Annotated in this window: 9 protein-coding genes; 3 read left to right on the top strand and 6 right to left on the bottom strand. The window is 42.0% G+C overall.

Translation table 11 applies throughout. The annotated features are described in order from the left end of the window. Nucleotides 1–11: 11 nt before the first annotated feature. Entirely contained in the window at nt 12–524 is a 513-nt protein-coding gene (locus CDG76_RS10035) for an outer membrane beta-barrel protein (RefSeq protein WP_094348898.1), read from the bottom strand. Nucleotides 525–1,197: 673 nt separating this feature from the next. Then, on the bottom strand, nt 1,198–2,802 hold the full coding sequence (gene murJ, locus CDG76_RS10030) for a murein biosynthesis integral membrane protein MurJ (protein WP_094348897.1): 1,605 nt from the start codon (nt 2,800–2,802) through the stop codon (nt 1,198–1,200). Between the two features lie 761 nt (nt 2,803–3,563). On the opposite strand from murJ, the gene CDG76_RS10025 reads away from it, so the two are divergent. Next, complete coding sequence (locus CDG76_RS10025) at nt 3,564–6,602, top strand: GAF domain-containing sensor histidine kinase (RefSeq protein WP_094348896.1); 3,039 nt, start codon at nt 3,564–3,566, stop codon at nt 6,600–6,602. Nucleotides 6,603–6,818: 216 nt separating this feature from the next. Here CDG76_RS10025 and CDG76_RS10020 read toward each other — a convergent pair whose 3' ends face one another. The 3 genes from CDG76_RS10020 to CDG76_RS10010 form a co-directional block, all read right to left on the bottom strand. Beyond that, a complete protein-coding gene (locus tag CDG76_RS10020) occupies nt 6,819–7,739 on the bottom strand; it encodes a hypothetical protein (protein WP_094348895.1) in 921 nt (306 codons plus the stop codon). 46 nt (nt 7,740–7,785) lie between these two features. Further along, nucleotides 7,786–8,292 (bottom strand): pentapeptide repeat-containing protein, encoded by a 507-nt coding sequence (locus CDG76_RS10015; RefSeq protein WP_094348894.1) that lies wholly within the window; start codon nt 8,290–8,292, stop codon nt 7,786–7,788. Nucleotides 8,293–8,409: 117 nt separating this feature from the next. Further along, nucleotides 8,410–9,927: an LCP family protein gene (locus tag CDG76_RS10010; protein ID WP_094348893.1), complete on the bottom strand. Its 1,518-nt coding sequence runs from the start codon at nt 9,925–9,927 to the stop codon at nt 8,410–8,412. A gap of 115 nt (nt 9,928–10,042) precedes the next feature. On the opposite strand from CDG76_RS10010, the gene CDG76_RS10005 reads away from it, so the two are divergent. After that, nucleotides 10,043–11,107 carry a mannose-1-phosphate guanylyltransferase gene (locus tag CDG76_RS10005; protein ID WP_094348892.1) on the top strand — a complete coding sequence of 355 codons (1,065 nt, stop codon included), beginning with the start codon at nt 10,043–10,045 and terminating at the stop codon, nt 11,105–11,107. Between the two features lie 330 nt (nt 11,108–11,437). Next, nucleotides 11,438–13,084, top strand: a complete 1,647-nt coding sequence (locus CDG76_RS09995; protein ID WP_094348891.1) for an ABC1 kinase family protein — start codon at nt 11,438–11,440, stop codon at nt 13,082–13,084. A gap of 136 nt (nt 13,085–13,220) precedes the next feature. Here CDG76_RS09995 and CDG76_RS09990 read toward each other — a convergent pair whose 3' ends face one another. Beyond that, entirely contained in the window at nt 13,221–18,974 is a 5,754-nt protein-coding gene (locus CDG76_RS09990; RefSeq protein WP_094348890.1) for a PAS domain S-box protein, read from the bottom strand. Between the last annotated feature and the right edge of the window lie 173 nt (nt 18,975–19,147).

The raw sequence follows: 19,147 nt of genomic DNA, 5'->3' as shown, positions 1-19,147 counted from the left end.
GCTGGTAATCACTAGAAACGATAGCCTAATCCAGCTTGGAAGCTGACTGCATCAGCATCACTATTTTTGTAGGCGTCAATACCCCATTTAGTATCGCCGTAGGCAATGACATTTTTGCTAACTTCTGATTCAATCCCAAGGGTGACAACAGGTGAATTCCGATTGCCCAATGGAGTTTTTTGACCTTCGTCAGTTACAAAGGAATAACCACCACCGAAGTAAACGTTAGTATTTTTGGCGATGGGTGCATCATAAGTCACTATGGGCATAATTGCAGCAGCATCGCCACCATACAACACAGAACCCCGCAGTGAAACTGGAGCATTGGGTACGGCGTATCGTCCTTGAATATTACCACCAATTTGTGCTTCATCGTTTCCTTGTCCGCCACTGGTTGCACCAACAGCAACACCAGCACCAATGTAGTTACCGTTAGTACCTGCTGTTTGAGCAGATGCAATACCGGCTGAGAGGACAATGGAAGCAACAGCAAGTGCAGAGGCAGCTAATTTGGTAAATTTCATAGAATTATTCTCACTAGAGTTAGGTAAAATCAATCTTCTCTAGTACTAGAATCTCTTTTTTTACAAAATGTAACCTCACGCATCTGGTTCACCCAAGTGGCTGAATTATTTCTCACCCACCTGGGTGTAACAACTGATATCATGTCCGAATAAATAGTTATGATTCCCACAGTCATTGCACCCCACCCCCAACCCCTCCCCGCTTGCGGCTATGCATTAGTCACATGTTTCTTAACATTGCTGTAAGTAAGTCAGGAAAAGGATTATGGAACAATGCAACATGTAGATAGTTGACAAAAGGAGGNATTTTTCCATGATGCACCATTACCCTCAAATATTCTCTTCTCTCAAAAACTATACCTATCAATGCTTTTGGCATATTTTAAGTAAGTTGTATTTTTGTTGAGAAAGATGCGGGTAATGGATAGCCGCTTGCGGGGAGGGGAGAGAAAGCGTAGCTTTGGCGGGGTGGGGTTCTTCGGGTTTAATAAGTAATCAAGCGGACATGATATGAAATATTTAATTGAAGAATTCAGAATTCAGGAGTCAGAACAAGAAAGTGGAAGATTAAGACTTTCCACTGTCTTGTCTTGACACTGTGCTATCCGCTTTTTCGGACTCCAATTCATGCTGAATTCTGACTCCTGACTCCTGAATTCTATTTAAATAACAGTTATTTCTTCAAAAAGCGTTGACGTAGACGAGATATAAAAATATTCACCTCTGGTATTTTCAGCCATGAAGCGATCGCAGCAAACACTACAATCCCTACGAAGCCAGATATACATAACTGCAACACCAGAATCAGTAAACCCGTTTTACCTAGCAAGTGCTGAGAACCAATCAATGCCCCATAGCTTGCTACCCCAGCAACTACGCTACCAGCAGCCAAACCCAGAATTGGCAAACTCCACTCACGCCAAGGTAAACCATTGAGTTTGCGATCGAGCAACCATAACAGCATTAACATTGAGCTACAATTTACACCCACCGTTGCTAATACCAAACCGGGAGCGCCAAAAGGTTTAACGAAAAACCAATCTAATAAGATGTTGAGCAAGATGTTAAAAATACTGATGCGAAAAGGTGTCTGTCCATCGCCTAAAGCATAGAATACCCGCACCAAAACATCACGCCCTAAATAGACAAACATCCCAATTCCATAAGCCACTAGCAAAGATGAAACTAGCTGTGTGGCTTCTGGTTTGAATGCCCCACGCTCATATACCACCTGCACAATGGGTACTGATAGCGACACCATCAGTGCCCCTAGCGGTAACATGGTAAAAGCAGTGAGTAGCAGTCCTTGGCGAATCCGTAATTTTAAGTCCTGCCAATTTTCGGGGCCAGCAAGTTTGGCAAATATCGGTAATAGGGGCAGCAAAATAATATTAGAAATAATCCCCAAGGGAGTTTGGACTAATAGATTGGCATAGTTAAATCCTGCCGCCGCACCAGGGATAGGACTAGCAAAATAAAGATCGGTGGCAACATTAATTGGCATCATTCCAGAGGAAATTGTTGCCGGAGTCATGATTTTAATTACTTCTTGAACGCCTGGGGATTTAAAATCAAACCGCAGGCGTAATGTGCCCAATCCTAACCGCCATTGAACAATTAGCTGCACTACCCACTGGAGAATCGCTCCTGCCAAGGTTCCCCAAGCTAACACCATTCCCCCGATTAAAGCGTACTCCGGCTTAATAATGTCCTTGCCCAGTTGCATCGCCAAGATAGCAAGACCGCCAACAACGGTAATACTAGATAATAAAGGGCTAATGGAGAGTAACCAATATTGATTGGCTGTATTGAGAGTACCAAAGCCAATGCCAATTAAACCGGCAAATAAAGCCATTGGTGCCATAATGCGGAGTTGTTGAATGGCGATCGCTCTGGTTGTTTCTTCCAAACCATGACCGACTAAATCAACGATCGTATCCGCAAATAGAACTTGAGCCACTGTCACCAGCAACAGCACTCCAGCTACCAGCGTTGTCACCGTTTCCACTAAAGGAGCCGCTTCTTCTCGCCGCCGCTTGGCTAAAACGCTGACGATCGCACTGTGTAATGGCCCATTTACACCACCGAGTAAGATCAATAAAAAGCCAGGGATAATATAGGCATAACTATAGGCGGTGGCAGCAGCACCAACACCAAATGCGGCAGCGATCGCTTGCTGCCGCACCAAACCGAAGACTTTACTAATTAATGTGGCTGCGGCAACAATGCCAGCAATTCCAGCGAAAGAACGAGAGGGTTTTTGATCTTGTTGTGTCACGAATAATACCCGACAACTCTTGCAGAGTGCATACTTTAAAACATTTAACCTGAAATTCCGCAGTCTGTCAGGTAAATTTTGACAAATTAGTAATTTTAAATGCCTACGCTCAGGGCAAAGGCGGATCGATGCCTACGGCAGGCTACGCCTACGCTCAAAATTAAATTTCTAAGATTGCGATAATACAGCGAATTACAAGTTAGTTAGATCGGGATTTCAAAGGCATCGGGCCGCTTTTCTGATTTGCGCCGACACTACTAACTTAGTGACAGCCTTGCCTGAGTTTGTAGTGAATATACTCAAATAAACTTTGCGCTCCTCTGTGTTTCAAATTAAACCCTCAATTGGCGATGAATTTACACAATTGCGTACTTAGTTATCTCCTCTGTTGTGTATAAGCCAAAATTATTTTTTAATCCATTACAAGGATAGATCGAGAAAGGGGAACTATAACAATAACCATCTTCTGGGAAATAGTTGAACTAGGGATTGGGGATTGGGGATTAGGGATTGGGTATCGGGCGAGATTTGAATCCCAAACAAATTTTACTCATATTTTATTCCCTAGTACCCAGTACTCAGTCCCAAAGCGCCCATTCGTCCCCACCTCAACAAGTTGCTATCCATCTGAAATTGGTGAATCCTGGACGCGGCCAGTTGAAGACTGTAAAACTTTGCAGTTTGTCATATTTGTGACACTTCTTAACCCCATGAACTTTGGCGTGAGGAACCCTTGTATAAAAACGAGATAATCCAGAGCAATGGAACCCAATTCAAATTTCACAGAAAATCAACTTCTTTTGTCAAGCGCTCAACTTCAAGAGCAACTAGAGCAACAAAAAGCTCTGGCGAGTGTAATTGTCCGAATTCGGGAATCTCTTGACTTAGAAAAAATTTTTCAAACGACTGTTACACAAGTGCGTCAGTTGCTTAATGCTGACCGAGTAGCAGTCTTCCAGTTCGACCGCGAACAAAACTGGGAGGGAAAATTTGTTTCTGAAGATGTTGCAATTGGCTGGGACTCAGCAATGGCTGTAAAAGTTTACGACCACTGCTTTGGAGAACAATTTGCTGCCAGTTATCAACAAGCTCGAGTGCAAGCAGTAGCGGATATTTACAAGGCGGGACTGAGTGATTGCCAGATGGCAATTTTGAGTAAATTTCAGGTAAAGGCCAACCTCGTTGTCCCTCTATCGCGGAAGGAAGAACTGTGGGGATTGCTTTGCATTCATCAGTGCAGTGAGACTCGTGAATGGAAAGAATCGGAAATTGAGTTTATTCGTCAAATTGCTGACCATCTTGTTGTTGCGATTCAACAAGCAAAGCATCTTCATGAAGTCAAATTGCAAGCTGCAAAATTGGCTCAAGCAGTTCAGCGCGACCAAGTAATAGCTAAAATTGTTGATGAAATTCGCTCGCCCCTTGATATTGAAACTATCTTTAAAACCACAACTCAAGAAATACGTAAGCTGTTGCAAGCTGACCGAGTTGCCATCTTTAGCTTCAATTCCGATTGGAGTGGTAACTTTGTTGCGGAATCATTTACGGAAGGCTGGACTCCCTTAGTTGGAGTTGAGCCTGCGATGTCTACGACGGGCTACGCCTACGCTGATACTTATTTACAACAGACGCAAGGTGGGCGTTATGTTAACAACCAGACATTTACAGTCAATGACATTTATCAAGCCGGATTAGCAAACTGCCATGTAACTCTGTTGGAGCAATTCCAGGCAAAAGCCTTTGCAACTGCCCCTATTCTCCAAGGAGATCAACTTTGGGGAATCATTGCTGCCTACCAAAATGCCTCACCCAGAGAGTGGCAATCTTATGAAGTCGAATCACTGATCAAAATCGGTACACAAATTGGTGTGGCAGTTCGACACCATAAGTTGCTGGCATACGCTCAGTACCAAGCAGAGCAACAAAAGACATTAACTAGTGTGATTACTCGAATTCGCGAGTCTCTAGATTTAGATACAATCTTCCAGACTACTGTCACCGAGGCCCGACAAATGCTGCAAGCAGATCGAGTGGCAGTCTTTCGTTTTGATCCGCAAAAAAATTGGGAAGGAGAATTTATTTCTGAGGATTTTGTACCTGAGTGTAACTCGGTAATGGCAGAAAAAGTTTATGACTATTGCTTTGGGGAAAACTTTGCACACCTTTACGCACAAGGTCGAGTAAATGCGATCGCTGACATTTATCAAGGAAAGTTCCCCGGTTGCTACGTCCAAATCCTAGAAAAATTTCAAGTGCGGGCAAATATGGTTGCACCTCTATTGAAAAAAGGTGAACTTTGGGGATTGCTATGTATTCACCAATGCACCGCTCCTCGTCACTGGCAAAGCTCTGAAATTGAATTTGCCAGTCAAATAGCCGAGCAATTAGGAGTCGCATTAAAACAGGATTCTTATTTAAAGCAAGTTCAAATGCAGGTTGTCCAGTTAGCAGAAGCTACTGAACGCGAGAAAGCAATGGAACGGCAAGAATTGCTGGCTGCAACCATTGATAAAATTCGCCAGTCACTTGATATTAAAACTATTTTTAGAACCACTACTCAAGCTGTGCGAGAGTTACTCGAAGTCGAGCGAATTGCAATTTACCGTTTCAACCCGGATTGGAGTGGTAAATTTGTAGCAGATTCATTTAAAGATGGTTGGAAAGCAGTTGCACAAACCCAACCAATGATTATAGAAACTTTTGAGGATACAGACGACGATAACGAACTTCCGCGTAACGAAACCTTTGTGCCGATTCGGGAAGGTGAAAAATTATGGGGATTATTAGTTGCTTATCAAAATTCGCAACCGCGTTATTGGAAAGAAGAGGAAATTAATTTACTGGCTCAAGTTGGGGTGCAATTAGGAATTGCGATTCAGCAAGCAGAATTACTCGAGCAAACTAAACGTCAAACCTTAGAACTTACTCAGACTCTGCAAGAATTAAAACAAACTCAGACCAGGTTAATTCAGGGTGAAAAAATGGCGGGATTAGGACAACTACTTGCTGGAGTTGCCCATGAAATCAATAATCCCATCAGTTTTATTTTTGGCAATCTTATCCATTTAAATGAATATACTCAAGAACTGCTAAAGGTAGTGAAACTTTACCGTCAAAGCTCCTCAATATTGCCAACTGTCCAAGAGCAAATCGACAAGAGTGATTTGGACTTTCTTATCGAAGATTTACCCAAAACCCTTGAGTCTATGAAAGTGGGAACAGAGCGGATTTGTGATATTGTGCTATCACTACGAAACTTCTCTCGTACAGATGAGGCTGAATTGAAGCCAGTAGATATTCATGAAGGGTTGGATAGTACTTTGCTAATTTTAGGGCATCGCCTCAAAAATAATAATGAACGCCCAGCTATTGAGATTATTAAACAATATGATAATTTACCTTTGCTCGAATGCTATCCCGCGCAATTAAACCAAGTGTTTATGAATCTTGTGAGTAACAGTATTGATGCATTAGAGGAAAAGTTTAACACTATACAGCAAAGGTATTTGAAATTATTACAAACGTGTCCGAGAATACCTTTGACTATCTGGATTAATACGCAAGCGATTAATAACCAGATTGTAATAAGAATAGCTGATAATGGTCTTGGGATTCCAGAAGAAGTGCGATCGCATATATTTGATCCCTTCTTCACTACCAAAGCACCAGGTAAAGGTACGGGTTTAGGATTGTCTATTAGCCATCAAATAGTAGTTGAAAAACATCATGGTCAGATGAAATGTTCCTCTAAACCAGGAGAAGGAACAGAGTTTTTAATTGAAATTCCCTGCGGTAATTAAAGGCGATTAATTTTTGACAATTTTCAGTCCAATCTTAAATAGGGGAGCCAGGGTTTCCTCCGTTCCCCAAAGGCATCATAACTGCCATAGCTTTATGCCATTAGGCTAATGCACCAATGCCTGAATCAATATAATTTATTTATAGTTTAGGACGTTTTTTGGGATGCGATCGCAGAGTTGATCTTGAGAAAGCCGCAGAATTAGTATAAACAGCTACTAATTTGAAGCGAGGAAATTTTTGATTATTTTAACTATTTCTTGTTTCTCTTCAAACCCAGAACTATAGCAACCACTCAAAGGTACGGTTTCACCAGATGCTAACGTTAAGGTAACTCGATAAACAAAACCATCTTCACTATTAGAACTTTCAACTTTAATATCAACAATTTCATTTAGCGAGTACAAAAAAACTGCTTTTCCAAATTTCCCAAACCCTCTATAGCGGCTAAGAGTTAAACTACTTGATTGTTTATCAAAATTACAGTTTATGAATGAACCTAGCGCTATTAGGAGTAAGCCTAATAAAAACCAAAATAGGGTTATAGCAATTACAACATAACCATAAAACCTATCATCTTGCTTAACTACTAAACTTTTTTCTAAAGGCTGCGCCAAAAAATTCTTAATCTTTAATATTATAAACTCTGCTTCTTCGGAAGAATAATCGGTGTAAGCAGCTCGTCTAAATGGAATACTCTCTGTATTAGTTAATAACTGAACTTGATATTCATATATAATTTTTCCCTCTTTATCGGTTTTAGTTTGTTTTTCTAAACGAGTTCCAATTAATCCAGTAATTTGTTTTTGGCTTTTTTGCTGACGAAAAAAATCAAATTCTCTCAGTTGACATATAATTGTTGATGTTTTATTGACACTTGAAGCTTGTATATTTTGGCTAACACGATCGCAATTAAGTTGTGTGACAGTTATAATAACGAAAGTAGCATATAAGTAAATTATTCCTGCTTGTCCAATAAATAACCCAATAAATCGAAGTAACTTCGGTTGAATAGTAAAGTTAAGTTTATTTTGCGTTTGTTCATGAATTCTTAGATTTTTACCTTTGAGCAAATACCAAAATAAAATCAAATTTGTAATTAATAATGTATAGTCTAATAAAGCAGCTTTATTTCCCATTTTTTCGCAAAAATGTCTTTGTTTCTATGCTCAACGTGGAGATTTTTTACTTACAACCCAAACTATCTCGCGTTGACACGCCCGTAACTGGATTTACGCCGTCGGCTCTTTCACACAGCAGCGACACTTGATAGCGGTCAATTAAAGCATCGGTAAAATCAGCACCAGTGACATCAGCATCATAAAAGCGGCTGCGGGTCAAAGTTGCTTCCGTAAAGATGGCATTTTTCAGGTTAGCACCATCCATAGTGGCGCGATCGACTAAAGCACCGCTCAAGTTTGCATCTTCCAAATTTGCCTTTAATAAAACTCCTTTAGTCAGAATTGCGTTGGTTAAATTCGCTCCTTGAAAATTTGTCCCCCGCATTTCTGCTGCTACAAAAGTTACACCTGCCAAATCAGCATGAGAAAAGTCACGATTTTCTAGATTTATATTGTTGTAATTGATTGTGTTTATCTGAGCAAAAGCCGGCTTAGGATTAAGTATTATCCACCCAAAGGCTAGTAGTAAAATTACAATCAAACCCAAAAAGCGCAGTAAAATCTTTTTCATAACTTTATTATTTGATTTGTCATTAGTCCTATCTTACAAAGTTCTGAGCAGAGGAAACCTCCGCTCAGACTTTGCGCTTTGTCATTTAACCAATGACTAATGACTAATGACTCTTAGCTATTTCCAATCTTTCCCAATGCGGATTGTCAGATCGGATTCTAAATCACCAATGGCAGATACCTCGATTTGACCCAAGCCTAAGACTTTTTGCAAATCAACCCCAACTCGTCGGTTGCCTTTTTGGACAATAATCTGAGTTTGACGTTGGGTATCTGGCCAATCAGGCACTTTGTAAATATTATTAAAGCCTTTCTGTTTGAGATAAGCAATAACTTTTTCAGTTAGCTGAGGTTGATTTGAAGCATTTTGAATAGCAATTTTGAGGTTAGGAACCTGACGCATATCTGGTTTTAGACCAGGTACATTTACCCCAACATAATCATTCAACAGGCTCTGTTGTCCAGTCATATTTAGCCAATAGCTATCAGGGTCTTTGCTAAAGCGGCTAAAGGTACCAGGCAACACAGTCATTTGGAAATTATCCCGATCTAGGTTGAGTCCGAAATTGACCAACGCCATCATTTCTTCCATCTTCAGGTTGGTATCAAAATATTTTCGCATTAGGCGAGTTAATTGAGGCAACCTGGGTAAGACGGTAGGACTATTTAAGCGTTGCAGCAGGGCTGCTGTTAGTGCTTGCTGACGCTGCACTCTCGGCAAATCTCCCAAACCTGGTTCGCGGAATCGGGCAAACTGTTCTGCTTGTTCGCCATTCAGGGTTTGCCAGCCACTGACTAAATTAATCGACAGCCGACTGCTAGAGTCTTTATATTCCATTGATTGGGGAACAAAGACTTCTACACCGCCTAACTGATCGACTAACTGCCGTAAGCCGCTGGTAGAAATACGAATGTAGCGATCGATTGGGGCGTTGTTTAAGGTACGGCTAACTACCCGTGCAGCCAAGACTGGGCCGCCTTTGGCATTGGCATCAGATACCTTAGTTAATCCCTTTTCTCCCTTTTCGGGGATGGCGATCATTGTATCTCTGGGAATGGAAAGCACCCTTACAGATTTTTCACTAGGGTTCAGTCGTACCAGTAGCATAGAGTCGCTTTTCCCTGCAAAGCTTTCAGGTGAGCCATCAACGGTACCGCTGACTGGTTCAATCCCCATGATTAAAATATTCATCGGACGTGAAAGCTTGTACTGGGAGAGTTTGCTCCATAACTCCCCTGGTAATGGGATTTTTACTTCATCTTTAGCAGTAGTTCCTAAATCTTCATCTGTTCGATCTAGATTGCTCCATAAAGGAGTCCACAGCGCTAACGTTGACACCAGCAGCCCAGATAAGATGATGCCAATGACAACCGTCATAAACCATAACAGCCATCGAGGCATGGTTAAACCCAGTCTCTCAGAAAGCTGATTGGGAAACGCGCCCACAGATTCGACGACGCTACGGTTCGGATTCGCTGGCTGGTTTAGTTCGACCTCCTCCTCTGAGTCGGCTACTGGTGCTGGTATTACTTGATTTTCTGTCCGTTGAAGTTGCGACGATCGCACGTCACTTTCAAACTCTACTACTTGCTGAGACGTAACCGGATTTTCCGACCATTCGACTTGTTTTATCACAATTATCTCCCCACTCAACCACTCCCTAAAAGTATGTTAATCCAAGCTACAAATATTGCCAGTGGAAAAGCTCACTGTAAACTTGTAATGTTCTTCGGTAGGCGTGTATGACAACATGAATACTTTATTGTTCCCCGTAATCCTAGCTGGTGGTAAAGGTGAACGTTTTTGGCCCCTAAGCCGCAAAGACCGACCCAAGCAATTTTTAAGTCTTGATGGTAGCTCTAGAAGTTTATTACAAGCAACCGCCGATCGATTGATTGAACTCGGTGGCGGGTGGGATTCCTTGTGGGTTATCACTTCTAGTCAGATAGCTGAAGGCGTAAGACAACAACTACCCGATCTACCAGTTGAAAACTTGCTGATTGAGTCGGAAGGCAGAGACACTGCCGCAGCCGTTGCTTGGACAAGTTTAGAAATCAAACAGCGCTATGGTGAAGACGCTGTGATTGGCTTTTTCCCTGCTGACCACTGGATTGCTAACCAAGAGGCGTTTGCACACACATTAAATGCAGCTACGCAACTGGCAACAAGCACAGCAGCGATCGTTACACTGGGGATCAAGCCTACTTTTCCATCAACCGGTTACGGCTACATTGAACAAGGTGAAAAAATAGGTAGCTTTAATGAGTTGCCAGCTTATCACGTGAACCGCTTTACTGAAAAGCCCGACCGAGAAACGGCAGAGACTTTTTTATCTACGGGACGTTTTAGCTGGAATAGTGGAATGTTCGTTTTTCGGGCAGGGGTTGTTCTCAAGGAACTACATACCCATGCTCCAGAAATTATCGAACCTTTAGAACAACATGGCCCTGATATCTATCCCCAGTTGCCTAAGAAGAGTATAGACTATGCGTTAATGGAAAAGACAACTCTAGCATACGTTTTGCCAGTTGATTTTGGTTGGGATGATTTAGGAGATTGGAATGCGATCGAACGTTTACTGAAAACGGAAGATACTCCAAACGTGGAACTCGCTACTCACGTAGGTTTAGATACGCAAGGGGCGATTATTTACGCCTCAAATCCAGAAGATGTAGTTGTTACTATTGGTTTAGAGGATGTGGTGATTGTGCGCGATCGCAATGTCACCCTCGTTGTCAAAAAAGAACGTACCCAGGAAATCAAGCAGATCCTTAAAATTCTCCAAAGTGATTCCCGATTTACTGACCTGCTATAAAAGTTAGAACCCTTGGCAGAGGCGAAAAAGTCTATTTTCCCATTATAACTTGACTGTCTGTTATTTTATCTGACAGTTATGGACATTATTAGCTTTGAGCCTCTGGCCAAGACAATGGCAATCGACTCTATTACTGCCTATCCAAAATATATTTCTCCGTCCAAAGGATTTTCTTGTTCCCATCGCTTATTACACGGTGGGGATTCCTGTTCTAGTGACGAGCTAGCAAAACTTTAACCAGCATCAAAACTAGAGCCGATTTCCCTTGTATTGTCATCCCCTGCTGCCTACCTCTTTAACTCCTCTGCCTCTTTGCAGTTTTTTACAAAAATGTTCCTCACCCAAACTGTTCCCCGTCAACGAGAAATCCTGGAAGTCTTCCTTCGCAATGGCTGGGACTATATGCGAAGGTTGCTTACTGGTGGCAAAGCTGATGAACCCCAGCTGCCAACACCTGCGGTTTTAAAAAATATTCTGGTAGACTTGGGGCCAGTTTACGTCAAACTTGGCCAGCTACTCTCTACCCGCCCCGACTTACTGAGCGCCTCCTATATTGAGGAATTGTCAACTCTACAAGATGAAGTACCGCCAGTTCCTTGGTCAGAGATAGAAATAATTCTTCGCAAAGAATTAAAACGTCCATTAGCAGAAACCTTCAGCACAGTTAACCCGATCCCGGTAGCAGCCGGATCAATTGCTCAGACACATCGGGCTACACTAGCAGACGGTCGAGAAGTCGCTTTAAAAGTGCAACGTCCGGGAATTGATATTACTATTGCCCAAGATATTGCTTTAATTCAAGGTATTGCCGATTTAGTGGCGCGGACTGAGTTTGGTCAAACCTACGAAATCAAATCTACCGCCGAAGAATTTACTAAAGCCTTAGAAGCCGAGTTAGATTTTACACGGGAAGCGGGTTTTACAGATCAGCTGCGGCGCAACTTATCCAAGAGTCGCTGGTACGATCCCACACAAATAGTGGTGGCGGAAATTAACTGGGAGTTGACCACAGAGAAATTACTGGTAATGGAATGGCTGGATGGAGTGCCGTTCCTGGCGGCAGATTTGGATAATGACCCTAACATTAAAGACCCTGCCGAAAAGCGTAAAGAAATAACTACTTTGTTGTTTCGGGTATTTTTCCAGCAACTATATATTGATGGCTTTTTTCACGCCGATCCCCATCCAGGAAACTTGTTTTATCTCAAAGATGGGCGTGTGGCTCTCTTAGATTGTGGCATGGTGGGAAGACTCGATCCCCGGACACAGCAGATATTAACAGAGATGTTGTTAGCGATCGTTGATTTAGATGCTCAAAGGTGCGCTCAGTTAACTTTGCAGCTATCAGATTCTGCTCAACCAGTTATTTTATCACGGTTAGAAAATGATTACGATCGCATGTTGCGAAAGTATCACAATGTCAGCCTCACACAAATAAACTTCAGTCAGATAATTTATGAAGTTTTACAAGTTGCCCGCAACAATAAAATTAGGTTGCCTAGTAATATGGGTTTGTATGCTAAAACCCTAGCGAATTTAGAAGGTGTAGCGCGGACATTCAACCCAGAGCTTAATTTTTTTGATGAAGTCAAACCATTAATTACAGACTTATTTCGTCGGCAATTACTGGGTGATAATCCAGTGCGATCGCTATTACGGACAGCCTTAGATATTAAAAGTCTGTCTCTCCAATCTCCTCGCCAAATTGAACTATTATTAGACCGAGTTACCTCAGAAACCTTACAGTGGAATTTATCGCTGCGGGGGTTAGATGGTGTGCGGCGCACTATGGATGATGCCGCTAACCGACTATCTTTTAGTATATTAGTGGGTTCGCTGATTATGGGTGCGGCAATTATTTCCACCAGAGCGCAGACAACTCAGCTATCTTTTTTAAGCACCACCCTCTTTGCAGTCGCTAGTTTATTGGGTTTGTGGTTAATTATCAGTACATTGCGATCGGGACGTTTACGGTAAAATCATTTTGAATTTTGGACTTTGAATTGAAAGAAAAATCTAAAATTTAAAATGGAAGTTTGTAGTAAGAACTTTAGTGCTGAGAAAATTAAGGACTAAAGTCCTTACTACGAACTTGCTTAACCATCAATTTTGATTAACTGGATAAGACTCCTGCAATACTCGTCAATTCCATGATTTTCTCAAACTGAAAATCATGAGCTAAATTCTTGATAAAATTTTGCAGTACAGCATTTTCTGAAGGGATTTGCTCAATCAATTCTAAAATCAGGTCATCACTACATTGAGCTGCGGCAGTATACACCTGTTTCACCCATTCAGGCGACATTTCAGATAATAGAGTTACTAAATCTGTGAGTGTCAACATTGATTTTGGTCTTTGTTGCTTTAGGTTTGTTAACTGATAGGTTTTTTCTTGATAAATATATTGAACTCCTAAATATTCGCTCAACTTTTCTAGTAATTCCTCCTCGCGGAAAGGCTTGTTAATATAATCATCGCAACCCGCTTTGATTATTGCCTCTCGTTGTTCCTCAAAAGCATTAGCAGTTAAGGCAATAATAATGGTCTTCCAATTGGAGATTTGGGATTCGGTATTTTGGATTGAGGTTTCTTCTCTAGTTTTAATAACTTTTGTGGCTTCGTAGCCGTCCATAATTGGCATCCGCATATCCATTAAGATCAGATGTGGTTGCCATGTTTGCCAAAGTGCGATCGCTTCAATGCCATTTATTGCTTCCTGGACTACAAAACCGATAGATGTAAGAATTTTCTTTAACACTAAGCGGCTGTCTGTGGAATCATCAACCACTAAAATACGGTATTCACTTTGAGCAGGCGCTAAACTAATAACTTGGGGTCTAATTTGTTGGATCTGGATTTCGCTGACTGTGGCTAGACCAATTTGAATATCAAAAATAAATTTACTTCCCTCGCCAATAGTACTGGTGACGCTAATATCTCCTCCCATTAGTTGCACATATTTGCGGCTAATTGCTAAACCTAGTCCTGTTCCCTGCTGCGATTTTCTTCCGGTTTCAGTTTGCCCAAAAGCTTCAAATAGCAAGTCAATTTCTTGTGAAGCAATACCGCGGCCAGTATCTTGTACCTCAAAGGTTAGGAATTGGGAATTGGGGATTGGGGATTGGGTATTGGGCATTGGGTATGGGTATAGGGGATTAATTATTCTCCTCTGCTCCCCCTGCTCCCCCTGCTCCCCCTGCTCCCCTGCTTCCAAATCCCCACTCCCCATCCCCACTCGCAGCGTCACCCTGCCAGTATCGGTAAATTTGATGGCATTTCCCAGGAGGTTAAGCAAGACTTGACGCAGTTTACTTTCGTCAACTTGGATGTATTGGGGAAGGTGAGATGTATATTCAAAGACCAATTCCAATCCTTTGGAGGTGGCGCGGAAGCGCAACATCTCTTCGAGGTTTTCCAAGAGGCGAATTAAGTCAAAACTATTGAGATTTAAGGTTATTCTGCCAGCTTCGATTTTAGACATTTCCAAAATATCGTTGATTAAATTCAGGAGATGTTCGCCAGCACGATTGATAATTGCTAGATTTTGCTGATGTTCAGTTGATAAATCACGATCGTGGCTCATGACTTGGGTAAAACCAAGGATGGCATTGAGTGGGGTACGCAGTTCGTGACTCATGTTAGCGAGGAATTCGCTTTTGGCACGGTTAGCAGCATCAGCAACGATCACAGCTTCTTGCAATGCTTGTGACTGCCTTTGAGTTTGCGCTAGCAATTGTGCCTGCTGTAAAGCAACACCCAACTGATTGCCAATTTGAACTACGATGTTGATTTCTCCCGATTTCCATTGGCGGGGATCGGAATTTTGATAACTCGCCAGCAATCCCCAAAGCTGACTACCATGTAAAATCGGAACAATAATGTAGGCTTTGGCCTGAAAGCGCTCTAAGAGATTGATATAAGCAGGATGAAACTCAGCGTTGTAAATGTCTGGGACACAGAGGAAACTTGCACCTGGGGTTACTTGCAGATCGGGATATTCCACCTGGTTATCTGCGCTATCCAAAATTTTCGCTAGACAACGCCCATCTTGTAAAACACCTTCTGTGAGATGAGGATCGTTGTTGTGTTCTTCTATGAGAGAAATCCAATCGTTACCCACTGATTCAGAAACAAATTCCCCATTCCAGTCGGGATTGAAACGATAGACAACAACCCGATCGCAGTTGAGTACTTGGCGTAATTCTTCGGTTGTAGCCGCAAATATCGTCTCTAAATCCAGTGTTTGGCGCATTCTTTGAATCACTTGCGCGATCGCTCTTTCTCGCTCTGCACTCTCACGCAAGGCTTCTTCTGCCAATTTTCTCTCGGTAATATCTGTAATTGTACCTATGTAGCCTTTAATTTCTCCATCATCTCTAAATTCTGGCAAAGCATGACAAATTGCCCAGACAACTGTATTATCATCATGCAAGAAACGATGTTCGTACTTATAGGTTGACTTCGCAACTGTTGCTTGATTCCATGCCAACAATAGCTGCTCGCGGTCGTCTGGATGTATAGCATTTGCCCAACCTATTCCCAGAGAATTTTCTAAACTACATCCAGTAATTTCACTCCAGCGTTGATTAAAATATAAAACATTGCCATCCACATCAGTATGAAATATACAAGCTGGTGAGGCTTCTGCGAGAAGTTGATATCGTTGCTGTCCTGACTGCAAAGCTAGTTCTGCCAATTTGCGATCGTTAATGTCTGCCCAATAACCAACCCATTCGATCGGGGAATTTGCTTCGTCACGAATTAACCTCATCTCTTCGTAGAACCAGTGATAAGTTCCGTCAGCGTGCAACCAACGGTATTCGTAAGAAATGTACTCCTGCTTAATAAGGTGAGAAAATTTTTCCGAGATCAGTTCAATATCTTGTGGATGGACGCGATAAAGCCAAAAACTGGAGTTATCGATAAATTCCCGCGCTTCGTAGCCCACCATTTCTTTAACGTTTTCACTGATAAAAGTAATGCTAAAATCCTCTGATGTTTTGCTGCTATAAATGACTACAGGGCTAGATGTGAGCAGATATTGTAGGCGTTCGTTGGCTAAACGCAGTTCTTGTTCGACGTGTTTGCGTTCGCGTAGCGCTGCATGTAGTTCGCTAATTTCTACTAAAACTGTGCCAACACCAGAGGGGCGATCGCCTTCACCAACAATCGGAAAATAAGAAGCTAAGAAGTGGCGGATAATATCTGGGTGTTTGATTGATGTGCTACTTAATTCTTGATTGAGAATGGGTTGACCAGTTACCAGAACCTGTTGATAAATTGGTTCTACTAAAGGGGCGATGTCGGGTAAGACTTCATAGATGGTCTTGCCAATATGATCTTGCTGGGGTAGTCCATTAATCTCCGCTAGCAGTTGGTTGATTTGCACAAACCGCAGCTGGTTATCTACAATATTCATGCCGACGGGGGCACTGCTAAAAAAGGCATTGAGACGAGCTTCTCTGAGTGCTAGTTCTTGTTCTAAGGTTTTGCGCTCAATCAAGCCACCCAATTGAGCCGCAACAGCACTGACTAGCAAAAGCAGACGCCGATCTACCAATACTGAGCTACGTTTAAAAAATACTAAAACAGCTAATACTTGGTTCCCAGCCAGTATGGGAACACCAAAACCAGCTTTGAATCCTACCTTTGCGGCTTGTGGCCATGCCTGCGGCGGGCTACGCCTACGCAAGAAAACTGTTTTTGTAACTTTAGAAACATCTTCTATCCATTCTGGTTCTTGGTTCTGCCAAACTCTTCCTGGTAATCCCGCTCCCAGAGCAAATTTCACCGTTTGGCTTTGCTGGCAGAATTCTTCTAAACTGCTTTCTTCCCCGTACCAGCCCAGACTGTGTTCTAAAACAGTCCCATCTTCATTAGGTATCCAGGCTTCACCAAAATCCCAGCCAATGGTGTGACAAATTAAGCGCAAGACCACTGCTAAGGCGCTGTTGACATCACTGGCGCGAGTGATAGCTTGGGTTGTTAACAGTAACAAACGGCTTTCATTTTCTGCCTGCTTGCGTTCAGTAATATCTTTGGCAGTTCCCAGTACGTACCATTGCCCATCAATCTCGATCATTTCTGCACTCAACAGTGTTGTCCTGATTTCTCCTGTTGCTGTGCAGACATCAATCTCATAGTTGCGGATGGCTTTTGCTTGTTGCAGGATGTTGATGAGAAAATTATATTCTTCTGGATTCACCCAAATATGCAATTCTTCATCGGTGCGATCGATTACCTGAGAACGAGAATAACCAAAAAACCGACAAAAGCTGTCGTTTACTTCGATGTAGCGTTTGTTGGCAACAGTAATTAAGGCAATTGGATCGGGAGATGACCGGAAAGCTGACGCTAACTTTTCTTCAGAAGCCCGTCGCGCTGCTTCTGCGCGTTGGCGTTCTTTTGCCTCCAATACCAAAGATACTAAATTGCCCAGAGAGCGAGCGAAATTTTGGTCTTCTAGCGTCCAATGATGCGTAACTCCCACCGCCTCCAGGCATAAAACTCCTACGGTCTTTCCCTCCAGCCTAACGGGTGTATCGAGTATAGAGGTGATGTTTAATCTTGAGTAAGAGGCAGAAAATTCTTTAGTTCTGGGATCGGTCTGAGCATCATCTGCGGCGATTGGTTGTTCTTGCTGCAAAGCTGCAAAATAAATTGGATAGTTTACCGCTGACAAGAAAAGTCCTTCACTATGTTGATTGCTACTGCCTTCAAATAGATCAAAACACTGGATTTTCATGCCTGTTTCGTCATACAGCCAGACACTAGCTCGCTCCACCCCAATATTTTTGACAGCTGTTTCTGTGATTTTACTCAAGGCTGCTTTCAAATCACCCTGATAAAGCGTCTGATTTTGTGCCAATTGTGTTAGCACTAGATTATGATTGCGGAGCTTAATCGCGCTTTCTTGGAGTAATTTTTCTACGCCTCGGCGCTGCGTAATATTACTACCAGTGCCTGTCATGCCTATAACCTGACCCTCTTCGTTGCGTAAGGCGATCGCATTCAACATTAGATAAAGTAAGGTACCATCTTTAGCCACACAGGTAGTTTCATGCTGGAAGATAGACTTTCCCTGAAGAACACGCTCAAAGGCTACTTTATCTTGAGCAACTTGTGTAGATGAGATGAAATCAATTAAGGCACGCCCGATCATTTCTTGCGGTTCGTAGCCATAAATCTGCTTGACTGCTGGATTGACAAAGGTAATTAATCCATCAATGTCCACCGACCAAATCATGTCCTGGGATGTCTCCACTAGGAGGCGATACTGACTTTCACTCTTCTTGAGGGCGGCTTCGACTACAAGGCGTTCGCTTTGATAAACTTCTCTACAAAAGGCTTTGCTAATGCTAACGGGAATTTCTTTAAAAATATCTTCTATTTGTCGGTTGCGAATATTTAACTCAACTGTAATCCATTGACGCTCTTGAATTTCCTGTTGCAGTTGGTCATTTTTTTCTTTTAACTGTTTTTTCAGTCTTTGGAGAGTGAGTTGATTGTGGATGCGTAATAAAACTTCTTCAGTTTTGAATGGTTGAGTAATATAGTCAATATCACCTAAGTTTAAGACGTTTATTTTTTCAAAAAAATCATCGCAAATTCCGAAAAGAATTATCGGGATTTCTTGAGTTTGATCGTTAGCTTTCAAAGATTGACATACTTCATAACCATCCCTCTCTATAATAAGAACATTTAATAAAAGCAAATCTGGAGGAGAAGCAAGTGCCGTCTTGATTGCCAATTGTCCAGAAATGACACTTTGTACCTGATAACCTTGGTGTTGAAGGATGTCTGATAAAAAATGTAAATTCTCTAAGTTGTCATCAACTAATAAAATTTTTATTTTTTGAGCATCCATATCAGTTACTAAGTTAATTTTCAATCAGGAATAATTTTTTGAATAAAACTGAACATGAAATCAGAAAGCAAAACTCTATCACCAGATTGTAAATAAAATCATCGTCGCTTACCACCATACTTCAGCACAGGGTGTATGGAAAAGTTACAGATGAGCCAGGAGAACTATTACTT

This window comes from Nostoc sp. 'Peltigera membranacea cyanobiont' 210A, assembly GCF_002246015.1.
GTDB lineage: Bacteria > Cyanobacteriota > Cyanobacteriia > Cyanobacteriales > Nostocaceae > Nostoc.
The sequence above is the reverse complement of the archived record's forward strand: the minus strand, read 5'-3'. Positions and strand labels throughout refer to the sequence as shown.

Bases quoted from the DNA above. Each gene is read 5' to 3' on its own strand.
- CDG76_RS10035 (WP_094348898.1), bottom strand. From the start codon at position 524: ATGAAATTTACCAAATTAGCTGCCTCTGCACTTGCTGTTGCTTCCATT.
- CDG76_RS10025 (WP_094348896.1), top strand. From the start codon at position 3,564: ATGGAACCCAATTCAAATTTCACAGAAAATCAACTTCTTTTGTCAAGC.
- CDG76_RS10020 (WP_094348895.1), bottom strand. From the start codon at position 7,739: ATGGGAAATAAAGCTGCTTTATTAGACTATACATTATTAATTACAAAT.
- CDG76_RS10015 (WP_094348894.1), bottom strand. From the start codon at position 8,292: ATGAAAAAGATTTTACTGCGCTTTTTGGGTTTGATTGTAATTTTACTA.
- CDG76_RS10005 (WP_094348892.1), top strand. From the start codon at position 10,043: ATGAATACTTTATTGTTCCCCGTAATCCTAGCTGGTGGTAAAGGTGAA.
- CDG76_RS09995 (WP_094348891.1), top strand. From the start codon at position 11,438: ATGTTCCTCACCCAAACTGTTCCCCGTCAACGAGAAATCCTGGAAGTC.
- CDG76_RS09990 (WP_094348890.1), bottom strand. From the start codon at position 18,974: ATGGATGCTCAAAAAATAAAAATTTTATTAGTTGATGACAACTTAGAG.